13 protein-coding genes are annotated in these 17,154 nt (G+C 42.1%); 7 read left to right on the forward strand and 6 right to left on the reverse strand.

All coding sequences use genetic code 11. The features are described from left to right. Positions 1-89 precede the first annotated feature (89 nt). Together AC1DIV_RS10990 and AC1DIV_RS10995 are read right to left on the reverse strand one after the other, a co-directional pair. Positions 90-653 carry a 3D domain-containing protein gene (locus AC1DIV_RS10990; protein WP_063577450.1) on the reverse strand — a complete coding sequence of 188 codons (564 nt, stop codon included), beginning with the start codon at positions 651-653 and terminating at the stop codon, positions 90-92. 646 nt (positions 654-1,299) lie between these two features. Further along, entirely contained in the window at positions 1,300-2,364 is a 1,065-nt protein-coding gene (locus AC1DIV_RS10995; RefSeq protein WP_340874218.1) for a M20 family metallopeptidase, read from the reverse strand. Positions 2,365-2,527: 163 nt separating this feature from the next. Here AC1DIV_RS10995 and AC1DIV_RS11000 point away from each other — a divergent pair, with 163 nt between their 5' ends. Then, entirely contained in the window at positions 2,528-3,034 is a 507-nt protein-coding gene (locus AC1DIV_RS11000; RefSeq protein WP_477576385.1) for a general stress protein, read from the forward strand. A gap of 49 nt (positions 3,035-3,083) precedes the next feature. Here AC1DIV_RS11000 and AC1DIV_RS11005 read toward each other — a convergent pair whose 3' ends face one another. The 3 genes from AC1DIV_RS11005 to AC1DIV_RS11015 all read right to left on the reverse strand — a co-directional run bounded on the left by AC1DIV_RS11005 (position 3,084) and on the right by AC1DIV_RS11015 (position 7,244). After that, positions 3,084-5,078, reverse strand: a complete 1,995-nt coding sequence (locus tag AC1DIV_RS11005; RefSeq protein ID WP_477576387.1) for a methyl-accepting chemotaxis protein — start codon at positions 5,076-5,078, stop codon at positions 3,084-3,086. Between the two features lie 199 nt (positions 5,079-5,277). Beyond that, a complete protein-coding gene (locus AC1DIV_RS11010; RefSeq protein WP_477576389.1) occupies positions 5,278-6,750 on the reverse strand; it encodes a PH domain-containing protein in 1,473 nt (490 codons plus the stop codon). Continuing rightward, the gene (locus AC1DIV_RS11015; RefSeq protein ID WP_034305830.1) at positions 6,750-7,244 is read right to left on the reverse strand and encodes a PH domain-containing protein; all 495 of its coding nucleotides are present in this window, start codon (positions 7,242-7,244) and stop codon (positions 6,750-6,752) included. Before AC1DIV_RS11015 ends, AC1DIV_RS11010 begins: the two co-directional genes overlap by 1 nt. 303 nt (positions 7,245-7,547) lie before the next feature. Here AC1DIV_RS11015 and dacB point away from each other — a divergent pair, with 303 nt between their 5' ends. The 3 genes from dacB (at position 7,548) to bluB (ending at position 10,777) form a co-directional block, all read left to right on the forward strand. After that, entirely contained in the window at positions 7,548-8,969 is a 1,422-nt protein-coding gene (gene dacB / locus AC1DIV_RS11020; RefSeq protein ID WP_477576435.1) for a D-alanyl-D-alanine carboxypeptidase/D-alanyl-D-alanine endopeptidase, read from the forward strand. A gap of 469 nt (positions 8,970-9,438) precedes the next feature. Beyond that, positions 9,439-10,044 carry a uridine kinase family protein gene (locus tag AC1DIV_RS11025; protein ID WP_477576391.1) on the forward strand — a complete coding sequence of 202 codons (606 nt, stop codon included), beginning with the start codon at positions 9,439-9,441 and terminating at the stop codon, positions 10,042-10,044. Positions 10,045-10,135: 91 nt separating this feature from the next. Then, positions 10,136-10,777, forward strand: a complete 642-nt coding sequence (gene bluB / locus AC1DIV_RS11030; protein WP_048685051.1) for a 5,6-dimethylbenzimidazole synthase — start codon at positions 10,136-10,138, stop codon at positions 10,775-10,777. A 119-nt stretch (positions 10,778-10,896) separates the two neighbouring features. Here bluB and rpoN read toward each other — a convergent pair whose 3' ends face one another. Beyond that, entirely contained in the window at positions 10,897-12,252 is a 1,356-nt protein-coding gene (rpoN, locus tag AC1DIV_RS11035; RefSeq protein ID WP_477576393.1) for an RNA polymerase factor sigma-54, read from the reverse strand. Between the two features lie 381 nt (positions 12,253-12,633). Between rpoN and AC1DIV_RS11040 the strand changes: the two genes are divergently transcribed. The 3 genes from AC1DIV_RS11040 (at position 12,634) to AC1DIV_RS11050 (ending at position 17,150) form a co-directional block, all read left to right on the forward strand. Further along, positions 12,634-13,959, forward strand: coding sequence for an aminotransferase family protein (locus AC1DIV_RS11040; RefSeq protein ID WP_477576395.1), 1,326 nt, complete (start codon positions 12,634-12,636; stop codon positions 13,957-13,959). Between the two features lie 18 nt (positions 13,960-13,977). Beyond that, positions 13,978-15,411, forward strand: coding sequence for an aldehyde dehydrogenase family protein (locus AC1DIV_RS11045; protein WP_034306540.1), 1,434 nt, complete (start codon positions 13,978-13,980; stop codon positions 15,409-15,411). A gap of 218 nt (positions 15,412-15,629) precedes the next feature. Then, positions 15,630-17,150: an aldehyde dehydrogenase family protein gene (locus AC1DIV_RS11050; RefSeq protein ID WP_048685059.1), complete on the forward strand. Its 1,521-nt coding sequence runs from the start codon at positions 15,630-15,632 to the stop codon at positions 17,148-17,150. Positions 17,151-17,154 lie beyond the last annotated feature (4 nt).

Below are 17,154 nucleotides of genomic sequence, written 5' to 3' on the forward strand. Positions count from 1 at the left end.
CCGTTTGAAGGTCAACTGGTTGTTTAGATGTTTGTAAGAATGGGAAAAACAAAAGACCAGCCTGAAAGGTTTCAGGCTGGTGCTTATCATTATTTATAGATTTTTACTTTAACGGTTTTTCTGCCCCAATTGATAGCTTTTGAGTGAGAAGAGTAGAAGACGTCAATTTTATTCCCTTTGATTGCGCCGCCTTTATCTGCCGCAATGGCATCCCCGTATCCTTCTACATGAACTTTTGTTCCTAGTGGAATGACCTTAGGGTCGACCGAGATGGCTTTTACGTTAGGGTTTTTCTTTAAGTTAAGACCAGATGCTGTAATCCCGCTGCAGCCTTTGCAGTTCGCAGTGTAAGCTGTTGCCTTCACCGTGATCGTTTTATATTTCTTGGATGATGATGATGTTTTTGCTTTAGCTTTAGGTTTAGCAGAGGTCGATGTTTTCTTGACCTTTAAAACTTGTTTTGGATGGATGTTATCTTTTTTCAGGTTGTTCCAACTTTTGAGTTGATTGACTGTTATATTATGTTTATTGGCGATACCCCATAGTGTGTCGCCGCTTTTAACTTTGTATGTAGTAGTAGCAGCCGATGAAACTCCGGAAAAACTAAATACCAAAAAGAAAGCAGTGAATAGTGGAAGTAGTATTTTTTTCAAAATGAATAGTCTCCTTTGTTTTAAATCGTAGACTTAGAATAACAGGTCTTTATGACAATAATGTTTCGGTGGAATAGTAATTGTGTTACAAAAAGGTTTCCCTTGATAAATAAATGTAATATAAACTAGGTCAAAAGTACTTATCAGTTAAATGTGAATATATTATTTATTATGTCAGTATAAGCATATTTTTGTTAAATAGTGTTGATGTAATGGCACATCCTGTATGATGAGGTAACATATGGATGTTAAATCCCTGGTTTTAAAGTCCTGTATATTTTGTAAAAAAACAACGTAATAATAGACGATTGAATGCTGTTTATTTTAGTGGGAGAGGATATTCGGAACATGAAAAAAGCCGACATCTATGTGATGCCGGCTCAAACTTAGACAAAATCGATGAAAATCGAGTTTGTCTAAGTTTTTTTGAGAGCTTGTTAAAATTCGAACATTGATTTCCACTCCAGGCACTCGCTTTCCGCGGGCGGTCCGGGAGCCCCTCGGCGCCTTTGCGCCTGTGGGGTCTCCCTTGGACGCGCTTTTCCCGCAGGAGTCTCGCACCTTTCGTTTCAATCAACTTTGTTTTTAAAATGTAGATAGACTTCCTTTTGTCTATATGTGATGCCGGCTTTTTTCATGATTTGGATTAATGTAAAATAAATTCAGAAGCGAAATCGACCAGCATTTTTTGGTAGACTGCTACTGATTCAAGATTGACGCATTCCCTATCTCCATGCCAGTTCTCGCCTTTTGGTCCGAATTCAATCGCTGGGATATCATATGCCGCAAAAAAGACGGTATCTGCAGAGCCATGTTGTCCAAAAATGACAGCATCTTGCTTGGTGTTTCTTTCGATAATCGGTCGGAGCAAAGTGATGAATGGGTCTGATTCTTCGGTTTTTACAGGTTTACTGTACATATTAAGGAGAACATTATTTCCTGTCACACTTTCGATCTGAGCAATGATTTCTTCCATTGTTTGCGTAGGAAGATAGCGAATATCAAGACTTAGCAAACAAGCATCCGGTACCTTATTATAGACATCCCCGCCTTTTATTTTTGCTAGGTTAAGTGAAGGGGAAGAGTAAAGGGGAGTATGATCCCGGGTGAAAGGAAGTTCCTTTATTTTTTGATAGAGATCATAGGCCTTTTCAATTGCATTCACGCCTTCCCATGGACGGCTTCCGTGTGCAGATTTGCCGGATACTTCAATATCGAGACGAAGGGCACCCTTTGCCTGGAGTCCGATTCCCAGTTGCGTCGGTTCAGCACAGATTACAAAGTCCCCCCGATAACCATGTTTCGCTAAATATCCGGAACAGTTCAACCCGCCAATCTCTTCATCGGATACGATCTGTAGCTGGATTTTTAAACCTAAGTCCTTATCTTTCAGTTCGGTAAATGCACACATCATCCCTGCAACTCCAGCTTTCATATCGGCTGTTCCGCGTCCATATAAATTTCCTTCATGAACCTCAGGGAAAAATTGATCCGGCGTACCGCTGACAACATCGACATGGCCATTCCAAATTAGGGTTTTTTCCCCGCTGCCAATCTCGCTAACAAGCATTTTATAACCGTTATTTACAATCACATTCACGGTAAGTCCTTGATCTTTAAGCCAGTCCGCACAGTAATCAACCGCTTGGTTGGCTCCTTCTTTCGATGAACTGTCGATAGATACTAAATCTTTAAGTAACTCGATGAGCAAAAAGAAAACCTCCTAAAAATATGCATACTACTATTATATATACCCTTTCTGAATAAGGGTTAACTCGAAAATATTTTCCTGTTAAATAACGTTTAGCACTTTCATCCCCTGGGGTATGTAAAGGGGGAGCGACAATTTACATTCTTTAAGGAGGATGATAGATATGGATAAACGTATAATTGGTGTATATGAAACTGGAGAAGAAGCTATAAAGGCTGTTGAGTCATTACAGGCCCAAGGGTATAATCGTGAAGATATTTCAGTGGTAGCTAAAGATAAAGAAGAATTAAATGCAGTGAATGAAGAAACGGGTACAAAAGTTGAAGAGGGGCTCGCAGCTGGTGCGGCGACTGGCGGTATTTTGGGCGGTGCTGCCGGATTATTGGCAGGTGTGGGTGCGTTGGCGATTCCGGGAATCGGGCCGGTACTGGCTGCAGGACCGCTTGCTGCAACATTAGCCGGAGCGGCTGTAGGCGCTGGAACAGGAGGATTGGCCGGTACATTAATCGGAATGGGCATACCTGAAGACGAAGCGAATAGTTATGAAGCGGATGTAAAGAGCGGCAAATTGCTTGTGTTAGTCGATTCGGATGCGAGAAAATCCAGTTCTTCTTACTCGGGAATAACCGAAACCGATGCAACGCTGACGAATGGCAGAAGAACTCTATAAGGCGTCATTTTAAAAAGGACGGATCCCTTAGGGGCCGTCCTTTTTTTGATTAGAATGTGAATTTCTTTATTTCTTTGTGCATTTCCTGGGATAGGGCATCCAATTCACTAGCCAGGGCATTTAATTGTTCCATGGAAGCATTCGTTTGTTCTACGGAAGCTGATACCTCTTCGGTTCCTGCCGCAGTTTCCTGACTGATTGAATTTAATTTTTCTGCATTGCCCGCCATCCGTGTGACTTCGTTTACCATATCGTTCATCATCTCTTTTATTTCGTCAAAATTGCTGAATGTGTTCGCGATGATGGATGCAATGTGACTGAAAGCATTTTCCGTATCCGTTACAGAAGTATCCTGAAGATGGATTTTTTGATTGACTTGATCAATCAAATGAACGGTATTGGTTGTATCGTTTTGCATGGCTTGAATGATTTCAGAGATTTCTTTCAGTGATTTTTCCGTTTGTTCGGCCAATTTCTTCACTTCATCGGCAACAACTGCAAACCCTTTTCCGTGTTCACCAGCCCTCGCTGCTTCGATGGCAGCGTTCAGGGCGAGTAAATTCGTTTGTCCTGCAATCCCGCTTATGGTTTTTACGATCGCACTGATATCATTGGATCGTGCATCCAATGATTTGACTGCCGTGCTCATCTTATTGGATATCTGGGACGTTTCATTGAATTGTTGTTTCAGGCCTTGTACTTGAGTGATTCCGTTTTCGGAAGCCTTGAACATATTTTCGGATTCCGTGGCCATTTTTCCCGTTTGCGCCTCAAGATCATTGATTTTGTCAGCCAATAGCTTTACGGCCATTTCGTTATTCTGCCCGACTTCGATTTGGTCTATGGCACCGGCTGCTATTTGTTCCATCGTCATGGCCACTTCGTTAGCTGCTGCTGAATTTTCATCGGCACTGGCCACTAGCGTCATGGAGGAATCAGATACTTTATCGGAAAGGTTGTTGACAACCCCTAACATATGACTCATATTCCTGGTCATTAAGCTGGTGTCTTCTGCAAGTTGGCCAATCTCATCTTTTCTGGAAATGGAATTCCAGGAGGTGAAATCGCCGTCAGCCATTTTCCGTATGGATTCCTGCAGCTTTTTAATGGGATTCGTTAAAGAACGGGTGATGAAGATGGTAGATAGTGCAGTGACGGTAAAGACAATCAATAGTGTGATGACATTATCGATTATCATCGGGCTTGCCCGGACTTTCACTTCATTTTCCTCCATTACCCCTGCTATTCTCCATCCGGTGGTAGGATTTGTGGCGTATCCGACGATCCGGCTTTGCCCTTCAAATTCCTCGATCATTGATCCGGATTCACCTTTCATTTTTTTGAAAATATTTTCCTTTGATATATCCTGTTGAATTTTTTCCTTGTCTGGATGTGTAACGAATGACCCTTTCTGATCAAGCAAAACCGTATAGCCCGTTTCGCCGAATTTCGTTTGATTGACCATCGTGATCAATGTATCGATCGAGATGTCGACACCTAGCACGCCTATTAATTCATCACGATCATCATATATGGCTTTTGCTGCCGTAATGACAAGTTCATTCGTAGCCTGATCGGTATAAGGTTCCGTCCAAATGGTCTTGTTTTTTTGTTTTAATGCGGATTGATACCAATCCCTCTGTCTTGGGTCGTAGTCAGCCGGCAATTCAGTTTCTGGGAATATAAATGCTTTTCCATCTTTCTCTGTGCCGAGATATATACCATTTATTTCAGAGTTACTGGTTTGCGTATAAGAAAATTCATCCATTATGGATTCGAGGTTCTTATCATAAGAAATCATAATAGGATATTTACTGATTCTATCCAATTGGTTTTCCGTTTTTTGAAAGAAGGTCTCGAAAGAATCGTTCATTGACTTGACTTGCTCTTCCGTCGTTCCGGTAAGTTCCTTGGTCGTCAACTCGATACTATTTTTATAGCTCATGTAGGAAATGGCCATTCCGCTTATCATGATCAAAGCTAAAAAGGGAATCAATATTTGTTTTTTTAGCGAATTAAAATACCAGTCTGTCAGTCTTTTCATCTTTAAAATTCTCCTTATATACTTCAAATTAATTTTGACTTCTATTTGATATTTCGGTCTTCTTTCGCTTTTTTTGAAGGGACAAGTTAGAGAATTCCAATATTAATTTTGTCGTGAAGTGCAAAGGTGGGAAGGGGGTGGAATATAGTGGATAAAAAAAGAGCTGACTGCCATGGTCAACTCTTTCATTCATTGAATACTATTCGAATTGGATATTTTTTGTCCTGTCCATATACCATGTGTAAAATTCGTCTGCATATTCAACGGATACATCTTGGAGCTTTGTATGGTGTACAGGCTTGGAGCGGTTGATCGTTTCAATTGTGGCAAGCCCGAAAAGCTTTTGCAGCTTCGAACGTTCCACCTCAATTTGAATGACCTTGCTTCTTTTGGTAATGAATAGTGATGTTTCCAAACTTCCGGATTTGAACTGAATGAACTCATCATTTAACAAGTAACGGCTATTTTTGTAATCCATTATTCTCAATGTATAAATGAGGACGAGTAGAATCAGCGAGATATACCATAGGGAGGGTTTGAAGTAATAAATCGCCAATGTTGTGAGAATCCAGAAAAAGCTGGGCCGCAGCATTCGGATTTTGAAGGCCTGTTTCGATAGTGACCTCATTGATCGTTCCACTTTGTAAGCGGGTAAAATCTCTTCTACCATCCCATATGCCCGTTCAATTGATAAAAAAGGATAGAGGGTGTTCGTTTCCAGCTCTTCATCACCGGTGCTTCCTGCACTGATCAGTTTCACTTCTGCCAACCCCAGCACTCTTTTAATGATTGATTGGGTGATTTCGACTGCTTGTACTTTTTCTTTGCGAATGGAAAAAGCAGATTCGTCCAGAACACCTTTCTTGATATATATGCGCTCGTGATCGGATGAAATTTCATATTTTCCATATCTAACGAATGTGGAAACGATTCCGAAGGCAACGGCGACACATATGAGGCCTGCAATAACGATGGTAATGATCCACCATGTATCCAATAACTTGGCAAGAAACCCTTCGGCGTTCTCCAAATCGAAAAAATCATCGAGTGTATTATATAACGTAGCCAATATCGGGATAAGAGCCAGGAAACTGAGTGATGTAAAGGAAGCTTTCAGCACATCATGTTTGCTTGGAGTGAAATGGATCGTTTTTTCATTGGCTGGTTCCATATCCTCAGCAATTCGTTCTTCGGGAATATCCGCTTCAATAACCGGAAGTTCCTGTTTTGAAGCATATTCCCCCTCAAGCCGTTCGGCCTCTTTTCGGGAAATCATCTCGAAAGGTACGCTACCCTGATCACCAGTCATCCCCGTTTCGAATGTTAAAGAGGTCAATCTGAAAATCTTATGAAATAACGTCGTGCGTTGCTGGACATTCTGAACCTTATGAAGCGGGACAGTTCGATACGATTTCGAGACAAGCCCTGAAGTAATGTATAAGGTACCTTCTTTGATTTGGTATTTGTATGTATACCATCTAAGGATGACAGAAATGACTTTCCAAACCAAATAAACTAGAAAGCCGATTTGGAGTACCTTCATATACATCTTTTCAGAACCGAAATTCAGGACATAAAGCATGATTATGAAAAATACATTTCCTTTCAGCAATTTCCAAAATTCGAAAGGGATTTTGATAGGGTGTAATCGTTTTGCGTGTTCTTCCATCATTAATCCACTTCCTTAATTTTTGCGAAATGGGCAATTTTATCTCGTAATTCATACGCCTCTTTCTCGGGGATGGCTGGTATGTCATGAGAGTCGCCCATTGTTCCGATGCTTAGGGAATAAAGGTTGTATTTTCGCAAAAACGGTCCTTGGTTCAATTTGACAGATTGAACCTTCGTCATCGGAATGAGTTCATGCGTTTCACTCCATGCTCCACGTTTTGTTTGAATGAATTCTTCGTTCACGTCGTAACGCCAATACTTTTGCAAAAGTATCGGTTCAATGAAGATGGACCAGATAGCATGGAAAAAAGATAATACGATAAGTCCGTTTAAAATCCATCCAATCCATTCTTTCCAAGTGAAATAATCATCAACAAATAATAGGATGCCAAGGACGGCGAGGATAATGAGATTGGTAATGGCTTCAGTCATCCGCCACACCTTCACTGATTCTTTGGATATTTTCTTCGTTGGTGGCTGTATCTTGGAATACATATATTCACTCCTTACTATGTCTTTATACTTATACGGATTATCTTGCAAAAAAGTTCCCTATTAAAGGTATATGTATAGAAATTATGCAGCCCATGCCGTGGAGTGGCGGGCGAATAATCGTGCAGTTTCCCGAGTATGTATAAATAAGGAGTTTTCTAGTGGATCTTTTCTTTTTATATGACCGAATAATGGACAAGATAGAAGTGGTGAGTTTCTAAAGTGGGAGTGATAGGTTTGACGTATAAAAGGAAGTTGAGTTTTATATTCTTCCTGTTTTTGATTTGTTTTTTTAATGGAGAATCGATGCAGGCTGCGAATGATGATGGAAACCTAGGGCAGGAAATTCAACGAATATTGGAGCAATCGCCAGGATTGGCTGGGGCGTTGACGGGAATTTCCATCCGTTCAGCTAAAACGGGGGAAATGATTTATGAACGGGGATCGCAAACGAGATTGCGGCCTGCTTCGAATCTTAAGCTTTTGACAGCAGCAGCTGCGTTGGAAACTTTAGGGGAAGATCATGCTTTTCAAACGGAACTATACATAAAAGGAGTGCAGGTTGGCCAAGTTCTGCAGGGCAATGTATACCTGAAGGGAAAAGGGGATCCCACATTATTGGAAAAGGATTTTGATGAGCTGGCAGCTTCACTGAAGCAAAGGCACGTTAAGTTCGTTCATGGGGATCTTATAGGGGACGATTCTTGGTATGATGATGTTCGTTATTCCCAAGACTTGGTTTGGAGCGATGAACAGGAATATTACGGTGCAGCCGTTTCGGCTTTAACTGCTTCCCCGAATGAAGATTACGATACCGGTACCGTCATCGTGGAGATAGCCCCTGGGGAAAAGGCTGGAAAGAGGGCAACGGTAAAGCTGGAGCCTGAAACCGATCACGTGAAGGTCATCAACAAAACGAAAACTGTATCGGCAGATGCTAATAATAAAATTGAAATCGAACGGTCTCATGGCACACAAGTCATTACGGTGACCGGGACCATTCCGGAAGATGCCGGGGTGACCAAAGAGTGGATCTCGGTGGAAGATCCCACAGAATATGCCTTGAGCCTATTTGAAAAATCAATGAAGAAACATGGAATTAAAGTGTTGGGAAAAAGGGAAAAAGGGAAAACGCCAGTAGGAGCGGACATGATTGCCACTCATCAGTCCATGCCGCTTTCACAGCTGCTTATTCCTTTCATGAAATTGAGCAATAACAGCCATGCCGAGGTTTTGGTGAAGGAAATGGGCAAAGAGGCAGATGGGGAGGGAAGCTGGAAGGATGGTTTGAAGGTTGCTCGAAATCAGCTGAAGAGTATGGGTCTCGATATGCAAACGATCATGATGCGTGATGGGTCTGGAATTTCCCAAGTCAATATGATTCCAGCGAATGAAATAACGAAGCTGCTGTATGCCATTCAGGAAAAAACGTGGTTTCCTGCTTACTTGAATGCTTTACCGATTGCAGGCAACGAAAATCGGATGGTGGGCGGTACGCTTAGAAAGAGGATGAAAGGGACACTTGCAGCCGGGAATGTCCGCGCGAAAACAGGGACAATTTCAGGTACGAGCTCCTTATCAGGTTATGTGACGACCAAAAGAGGGGAAAAAATCATATTTTCAATCATCCTTAATAATTTTGTAGAAGAAAAAGGCATTACGGCAATCCAGGATAAGATAGCCGTAATGCTCGCAGAACAGGAAAACCTATTGGGAAGCGGCCATTAGTATCCATGGAAAGCTAAGTTGAAGTTCAGGATCTGCGAGAAAAAGCCAAATCATTTTCTTCGGCAAGTCCGAATTGGCAGCATAATGCCGATAAGCCATTTTATTTGCTGACCCGATCAGGTTTCAATCGCAGATCCGAATGGCGTATTCAAATCGATGGTCATTATATAACATTGCATCAAGTCGCATTCGAACCTTCGAAGGCCTTTCTCCGATATATATGTCTATAACAAGAAGTTTTCAAGTCCATTACATGGAAAGTCCTGGCCGTTTGATCGTAGACAGTTTCTCCATGAAGTGGAGGGAAAGGGGCCTTTTCCTTCTCTGTTTCTTTAATCAGACATGAAGCTTGGGAGCAAATTGGATTTTATTCAATGCCAGCATCTTCTGCTTATTTTTTTAAATTATCCCCTCAAGGAAGGAGTTTAAGGGAGGATTAATAGAAATAAGTAGTATAGGGGGAATGCTTATGAACTTTCCAACACTCAATGGACAGTATACGATCAGCAGTCTTATAGCTGAAATTCACGAAATTTCCAAAAAACGCTCACTCTATATATTGGCCATAGATGGCCGGGGCGGATCTGGAAAAAGTACACTCGCTGCCCGTATCCAAGCAGAATGTCCAGGTAGCGTGGCCGTTCATATGGATGATTTTTATTTGCCGTCATCGGAAAGGGTTCAACTGCCTCCATCCCAAAAGCCTATCGGGGCGGATTATGATTGGGAACGGGTTTGTAACCAAATCCTAAAACCTCTTACAAAGGGGAAAGAAGCAAGATATCAAAGGTATGATTGGGAAACGGACACTATGGCCGAATGGCATGAAGTTCCTGCTGGGGGCCTTGTCATTATAGAAGGAACGTATTCTATCCGTAAAGAATTGGCAGGGTACCCTGATTTCACGATTTGGGTGGAATGTCCCCGTGATCAGCGTTTGAAACGTGGCCTTGAGCGGGATGGTGAAGATGCGCGTCAAATGTGGGAGGATAATTGGATGGTTCATGAAGATCTCTATGTGGGTGTGCAAAGGCCTCAAGAAAGAGCGGATCTTGTTGTGGACGGAATGAGCTGAGCCAGAGGATATTTTAATTGTAAGGGTTTACCTATAAAATATATTGTATGTTTAGATGAATTTCCGGGGAGCCGGAAACAGGGGGGAAACTATGTTTACTAATGAAGAACAAGCTGCCGTATATAAAGCCATTTATAACCGCAGGGATATCAGGAGTTTTTTGCCAAAGCCTATTTCAAAGGATATACTCCGCAGAATTTTGGATGCTGCACATCATGCGCCGTCTGTAGGATTCATGCAGCCTTGGAGTTTCATCGTGATTTCGTCTCAGGAAACAAAGGACAGTTTGGCATGGGCAGCGGATAAAGAAAGAAGGGCCCTCGCTATTCATTATGAAGGAGGTAAAGAAAATAAGTTTCTTAGTTTGAAAGTGGAAGGGTTAAAAGAAGCACCATATACCATTTGTGTTACATGCGACCCGACACGGGGAGGCTCCCATGTTTTAGGGAGGAACTCCATTCCGGAAACCGATATCCTATCCACTGCCTGCGCCATTCAAAATATGTGGCTGGCTGCCTATGCGGAAGGATTGGCAATGGGATGGGTAAGCTTTTACAAGAAAAATGATATTCGTGATATTTTGGAGATTCCGCCGCATATAGAACCTGTTGCACTCCTGTCGATTGGCTATACGGATCAATATCCGGATAAACCTATTCTTGAACTTGCCAATTGGGAAAAAAGAAGGCTGATGGATGAACTTATTTTCGAGGATAAATGGGGGAATAAATAAACCGATATATTATAATTCCAAAACTGTTTATTAAGCCCCTGGTTCAGGGGTGGAAAAAATAGAAGACTCTTACAATAGATACTCCATTGTAAGAGTCTTTTTAAAAATTCGGTTTGATTTTAAAATCTGCGCCGTTTTGAAGATCCTGGTATACCGAGGTCTTCACGGTATTTTGCAATAGTGCGGCGGGAGATCTTCGTCCCTTCATTTTCGAATATTTGACAAAGTTTCTGATCTGAAAAAGGCTTTATTTTATCTTCATCGGCAATCAGGACCTTTATTTTTTCTTTGATGGTGGTCGATGATTCGGTTGCTGGGCTGTTCACGCGGTGTAACCCTCTAGTAAAGAAGTTCCTTAGTTTAAAGAGGCCATGCGGCGTCTGGATATATTTATTGCTCGTCGCCCTGCTGATCGTTGATTCATGAAGCTGAAGTTTTTCCGAAATGTTCTTCAGTGTCATAGGTTTTAATCCCGTAATTCCCTTCATGAAAAACTCATGCTGCTCCTCCACGATTGACGCGGTCACTTTGTAAAGCGTCATTTGCCTTTGTTCGAGCCCTTTTAACAGTAATTGGGCATCATTTATGTGCCCTTTTATATAATCTTTAGCTGGATTAACAGAATTGATGGCGACGTGGTTCTTGTAGTAAGGATTGATGGAAAGTTTAGGTGTACAGCTATCGTTGACCGTTATCAGAAAACCTTCTTTATCTTTTTCCACGTAAACGTCCGGAACGATGTAATGAGTCATATCATCGGAAAAGTGACTGACAGGACGCGGGTTTAACGTACGGATGAAATCCGAGGCCTCTTGTACTTCCTGAACGGTCACTTGGTGAAGGGCGGCAATTTTCCTGTAGCGTTTTTCTGCTAAATCTTCTAAGTGCTTTTTAACGATCTTATACGCCAATTCATTGTGATTCTCATGCTCACGCAGCTGAATGAGTAAACAATCGGTCAGATCTTTAGCACCGACTCCAATTGGGTCAAGGGATTGCAATATTTGAATCATATTTTCGATTTCTTCCACGGGTACGGAAAAATGCGAAGCAGTCCAATGGACATCCAATTCTAGAAATCCATAATCATTTAAGTTTCCAATCAAAAATTGGAGAATCTTCTTTTCAAATGCATTCAATGAACTTAGTAAACTCAATTGTTCCAGTAAATGCCTTTCAAGTGTTTCTGTGCTGACTGAATGATTGTTGATAGGGTTGTAATCATTGTCTCCGTTGAAACCTTTACTTTTAGAGGAAGAACCACGTATCTGAGAATTTATTTTAGTATGAATACTTAGTGATGCGAGGGGTTCTTTAAAGCTAATTTCGAGAACGGGATTTTCGTAAGCCTGCCGGTTCAGGAAATCTATCAGTTCATGGGTGGAATATTGAAGGATATTGATCGATTGCTGTAATTCAGGGGTTAATGACAACTTCAAGGTTTGTTTTTGGTACAGTTCAAATCCTACCTGCATATATATCAACTTCTTTCATTTAGATTAACATAGCGGCTCAAAATTAATGAAAAAATATTAACATGATAATAATACAAATCTTCCGAAAATTCAACATTGTGTGTCAGGTTTTGTAACATCAAATAGAAATAAAGAGGGGGATTCGAAAAAATGCTTGTCATTCAGTAGTAATCTAATGAATGGGAGTTGATTGATTCGAATGTGAATCAAATGATTTATATGTGAATCAACACGTGCTTCTATTGATTTATATATGAATCATTTTAAATTGAATACCTTTAATATAAGGCTCATATAATTTGGCATGCTTCTTGCTACATCTATAAATATAAAAATAAACTAGCTTGAAAAAATCCATTACATGAGAAGGGTGTTTTTTACATGATTAAAGAGACTACGAGTATTCAGGAATTAATCGATTTGGATAAAAAGCATTTTATTCATCCGACTACTGCAATCGAACAACAGCAGGCAGATGGTCCAAGTTTCATCTTTAAGGAAGGAAAGGGAATATATCTTACGGATGTCACGGGCAGGACTGTCATTGATGGCATGGCTTCACTTTGGAATGTGAATATTGGACATGGACAAGAAGAGATGGCTGAAGTCGCGAAGGAACAAATGGCCAAATTAGCTTTCACCTCAAGTTTCGCCACTTTCAGCAATGAGCCAGCAATCCGTTTGGCGGCCAAAATCGCATCCATCGCGCCTGGGGATTTGAATGCAGTTTTCTTCACTTCAGGTGGATCGGAGTCGAATGATACAGCGATCAAACTTGCTCGTCATTACTGGCTTTTGAAAGGGCAGCCTAATCGTCAAAAAATCATTTCCCGCTCGAAGTCCTATCATGGAGTGGCAATGGGAGCTACAAGTGCGACTGGCCTGAAGCCGTTCCGGGATTTCACGAATTCAATCGCACCTGACTTTTATCATGTGGACGGTTCCTCCATCGAGGAGCTGCGTAAGGTCATAGAACAGGAAGGACCGGAAACGATTGCGGCATTTATCGCTGAACCGATTCAAGGAGCCGGTGGCGTGAACCTTCCTCCTGAAGGCTATTTTAAGGAAGTAAGGGAAATTTGTGATGAATACGGCATTTTGATGGTGACGGATGAAGTCATTACAGGTTTCGGAAGAACAGGGACTTATTTTGGGATTGAACACTTTGGTGTTGTGCCTGATATGATGTGCTTTGCAAAAGGTGTGACGAGCGGATATGCACAGTTAGGCGGGGTCGTCCTGAATGATAAGATGCATCAGGATTTCATTGCCCTATCAAAAGGTACGCTTTTACACGGCTACACATACAGTGGCCATCCGATGGCATGTGCGGTTGCTTTGAAAAATATTGATATAATTGAACGTGAAAACCTTATAGAAAACTCGAAACAGCGTGGTGAAGAGTTGCTTGCCGGCTTTAAGAAGCTCCAAAGCAAACATCCGATTGTTGGTGATGTGAGGGCACTTGGACTAATTGGAGGCATCTCCATCGTAAAGGACAAACAAACAGGTGAAGGCTTTGAGACACAGCTTGCTCCAAGACTTGTTGCCGAAGCTGCGAAGAATGGTTTGATTTGCCGTTCGGTTACGTTTGATCAAGATACACTTGTATTCGCACCGCCTTTAATCATTACTAAAGCAGAAGTCGAAAGAATGATTGAAATCCTTGATGAGACATTTACTGCAGTCGAAAAAGAAATTTTATAAGAGGTGAAAGTGATGGTCATGACGGAAACGCTGAAAAAGAAATTATACATTAATGGTAAATGGCAAGAAGCTGAAAAGTTCACGACACTAAAGTCCCCTTATAGCGGGGAAGTTCTAGCGGAGATTCCCTCGGCAAGCCTTGAAGATGTCGAGTTGGCCATAGAATCAGCCTATCAGGCTAGAAAAACGATGGCAGCTTTACCTAGTCATAAACGCGCTGCCATACTTGAAAAGCTTGCGAGCCTTTTGGAAAGCCGCAAAGATGAGGCAGCTGAAATTATTGCAAAAGAGGCAGCGAAACCGATTAAAACGGCAATGGTTGAAGTATCCCGGACGATTGCCACATATAAATTTGCAGCAGAGGAAGCAAAAAGGATTCATGGAGAAACATTGACGATGGATGCCACAGCTGACGGAGAAGGAAGGATAGGATACACGGTCCGTGAGCCTCTAGGCGTTGTGGGTGCGATTACGCCATTTAATTTTCCGATGAACCTGGTTGCCCATAAAGTGGGCCCGGCCATTGCTGCCGGAAATACACTCGTCCTGAAACCTGCGAGCCAAACACCGCTATCTTCACTGTTTCTTGCTGAATTATTGGCCGAAACGGATTTGCCGGCAGGTGCGTTTAATTTAGTTACCGGAAGCGGTTCGGTAATCGGTGATAAATTAGTCACCGATTCACGGGTGAAGAGCATCTCATTTACTGGAAGTCCGGCTGTAGGAATCGGGATCCGTAATAAGGCCGGGTTAAAGAAAGTGAGTCTTGAACTAGGTTCGAATGCGGCTGTCATCGTGGATAAAGGGATCGATATCGATAAAATCATCCAACGCTGTGTATCGGCAGCATTCGCTTTTCAAGGGCAGGTCTGCATTTCCTTACAGCGCGCTTATGTTCATGAAGAGGTGTATGATGAGTTCGTCAAAAAATTCACGGAAGCAACGAATGGCTTGAAACTGGGAGATTCTTTGGACCCGTCTGTGGATATTTCAGCATTGATCAGCGCCGGGGATGTTCAGCGAAGTCTGGATTGGATCGGTGAAGCTAAACAACACGGGGCGATAGTTGCAGCAGGAGGTAAATCTGAAGGGAATATCCTGCATCCCACTGTGTTGCTGGAAGTGGATGCCATGCTTAAGGTATCTTGCCAGGAGGTCTTCGCTCCAATAGTTTTGATCAATAAGGTTTCCTCCGTTGAGGAAGCGATTGACTTTGTCAATGATTCCGAATTCGGATTGCAGGCCGGGATTTACACGGAAAATATCAATCTAGCTCTTTCTGCCGCAGAAAAATTGGAAGTCGGCGGTGTTATCATTAATGATATCCCAACTTACCGTGTTGACAACATGCCATATGGCGGAGTCAAAAAAAGCGGGACTGGGCGCGAAGGATTGAAATATGCCATTGAAGAAATGACGGAAATGAAATTGGTCATTATTAATCGGAATTAATCAGAAAAGAGGTGAGCAGCTGCTCATCTCTTTTTTTCTGTGAAACTTGGAAGAAGTTTTGCCTATGAGTTATGCAAAAATGAATAGGTAATTCACGACTGAATTTAAAAATGACAGGAAAGGGCAAAAAAACGTGAGTTACCTAAAATTTCAAACTGGCATGAATCTTGCTCATATTTATATATAGGTAGATAACTTAAAACAGAGGAGGAAATTACATGCAGGAAACTTTGCAAAATAATACGAAAAAAGAAGGAACGGGAGCATTGGACTTAAAGATGTTCATCAATGGGGAATGGGTGAATTCGACTTCGGGTGAGAAGAGGGATGTATTGAATCCGGCCACGGGGGAAGTTATTGCCAAAGCAGCGGAAGGAACACAGGAAGATGTGGATGCAGCGGTCGAGGCAGCAAAATATGCTTTCTATGAAGGTGGTTGGTGGGGAACTCCTGCCGTCGAAAGAGCTCGCATTTTGTTCAAAATAGCCGACAAAATAGAAGAAAAAGCTGAAGAACTAGCTGCGTTGGAAACATTGGATAATGGGAAACCATTGCGTGAGGCTCGTTTTGATATAGCTGATTCGGCAGCATGTTTTAGGTATTATGCAGGATTGGCCACAAAACCGACAGGTCAGACTTTTGAAGTTCCTGACGGCCAGCAATCGATGGTCGTAAGGGAACCGATCGGTGTATGCGGGCAGATCGTTCCTTGGAATTTCCCGCTAATGATGTCAGCCTGGAAACTCGCTCCGGCGCTTGCTGCAGGAAATTCCGTTGTGTTCAAACCATCTGAAATCACTCCGGTGACGGCGGTCAAACTATTTGAAATCATGGATGAGGTAGGATTGCCAAAAGGTGTCGCGAACCTTGTGTTAGGAGCGGGGCCAGTTGTCGGACAAGCCATTGCAGAGCATGAGGAAATCGATAAAGTAGCCTTTACAGGAGGCACGGCAACAGGGCGTAAGATCATGGAGGCTTCGCTGGGTAACCTAAAGAAAGTCACATTGGAGCTCGGCGGCAAATCTCCTAATATCGTATTTGCGGACTCTGATTTTGAGACTGCCGTTGATTATGCTCTATACGGGATTTTCTGTAATCAAGGACAAGTGTGCTCAGCAGGCTCCCGTTTACTATTGGAAGAATCCATTTACGATCAGTTCATTGCAAGTCTTACTGCGAAGGCGAAAAAAATCAAAGTGGGTTCAGGTTCTGATGAAAACAGCCAGATGGGACCTATCGTTTCAGAAGCCCATATGAACAAAATATTATCGTATATCCAAATCGGAAAAGAAGAAGGTGCCAAATTAATCGTCGGTGGAAATCGAATTAAAGAAGAAGGCATGGATAAAGGTTACTTTGTCGAACCTACTATTTTTGTTGATACGACACCGGATATGCGGATTGTGCAGGAAGAAATTTTTGGACCGGTGCTTGTCGTTCAAAAGTTCAAGGATGAAGCGGAAGCCCTTCGACTTGCCAATGATACGAAATATGGTTTAGCGGGAGCGGTCTTCACGAATGATATCTCAAAAGCGTACCGTGTCATTAAAAAAGTGCGTGCCGGCATCACGTGGATAAACTCATATCATCCGACTTACAACGAAGCTCCTTGGGGAGGGTTCAAGCAAAGTGGAAATGGACGCGAACTGGGAACTTTCGGTTACGAAGCTTATACCGAAGTGAAGCAAATCAATAATAACTTGGATATCCAGCCAACAGGCTGGTTTGATGAAGAGTAAATAG

It is taken from the genome of Peribacillus sp. 05N428, from assembly GCF_056397085.1.

Coding starts and splice junctions, on each gene's coding strand:
- AC1DIV_RS11045 (WP_034306540.1), top strand. CDS start 13,978: ATGACGGAAACGCTGAAAAAGAAATTATACATTAATGGTAAATGGCAA.
- rpoN (WP_477576393.1), bottom strand. CDS start 12,252: ATGCAGGTAGGATTTGAACTGTACCAAAAACAAACCTTGAAGTTGTCA.
- AC1DIV_RS11025 (WP_477576391.1), top strand. CDS start 9,439: ATGAACTTTCCAACACTCAATGGACAGTATACGATCAGCAGTCTTATA.
- AC1DIV_RS11005 (WP_477576387.1), bottom strand. CDS start 5,078: ATGAAAAGACTGACAGACTGGTATTTTAATTCGCTAAAAAAACAAATA.
- AC1DIV_RS11050 (WP_048685059.1), top strand. CDS start 15,630: ATGCAGGAAACTTTGCAAAATAATACGAAAAAAGAAGGAACGGGAGCA.
- AC1DIV_RS11010 (WP_477576389.1), bottom strand. CDS start 6,750: ATGATGGAAGAACACGCAAAACGATTACACCCTATCAAAATCCCTTTC.
- dacB (WP_477576435.1), top strand. CDS start 7,548: ATGCAGGCTGCGAATGATGATGGAAACCTAGGGCAGGAAATTCAACGA.
- bluB (WP_048685051.1), top strand. CDS start 10,136: ATGTTTACTAATGAAGAACAAGCTGCCGTATATAAAGCCATTTATAAC.
- AC1DIV_RS11000 (WP_477576385.1), top strand. CDS start 2,528: ATGGATAAACGTATAATTGGTGTATATGAAACTGGAGAAGAAGCTATA.
- AC1DIV_RS11015 (WP_034305830.1), bottom strand. CDS start 7,244: ATGTATTCCAAGATACAGCCACCAACGAAGAAAATATCCAAAGAATCA.
- AC1DIV_RS11040 (WP_477576395.1), top strand. CDS start 12,634: ATGATTAAAGAGACTACGAGTATTCAGGAATTAATCGATTTGGATAAA.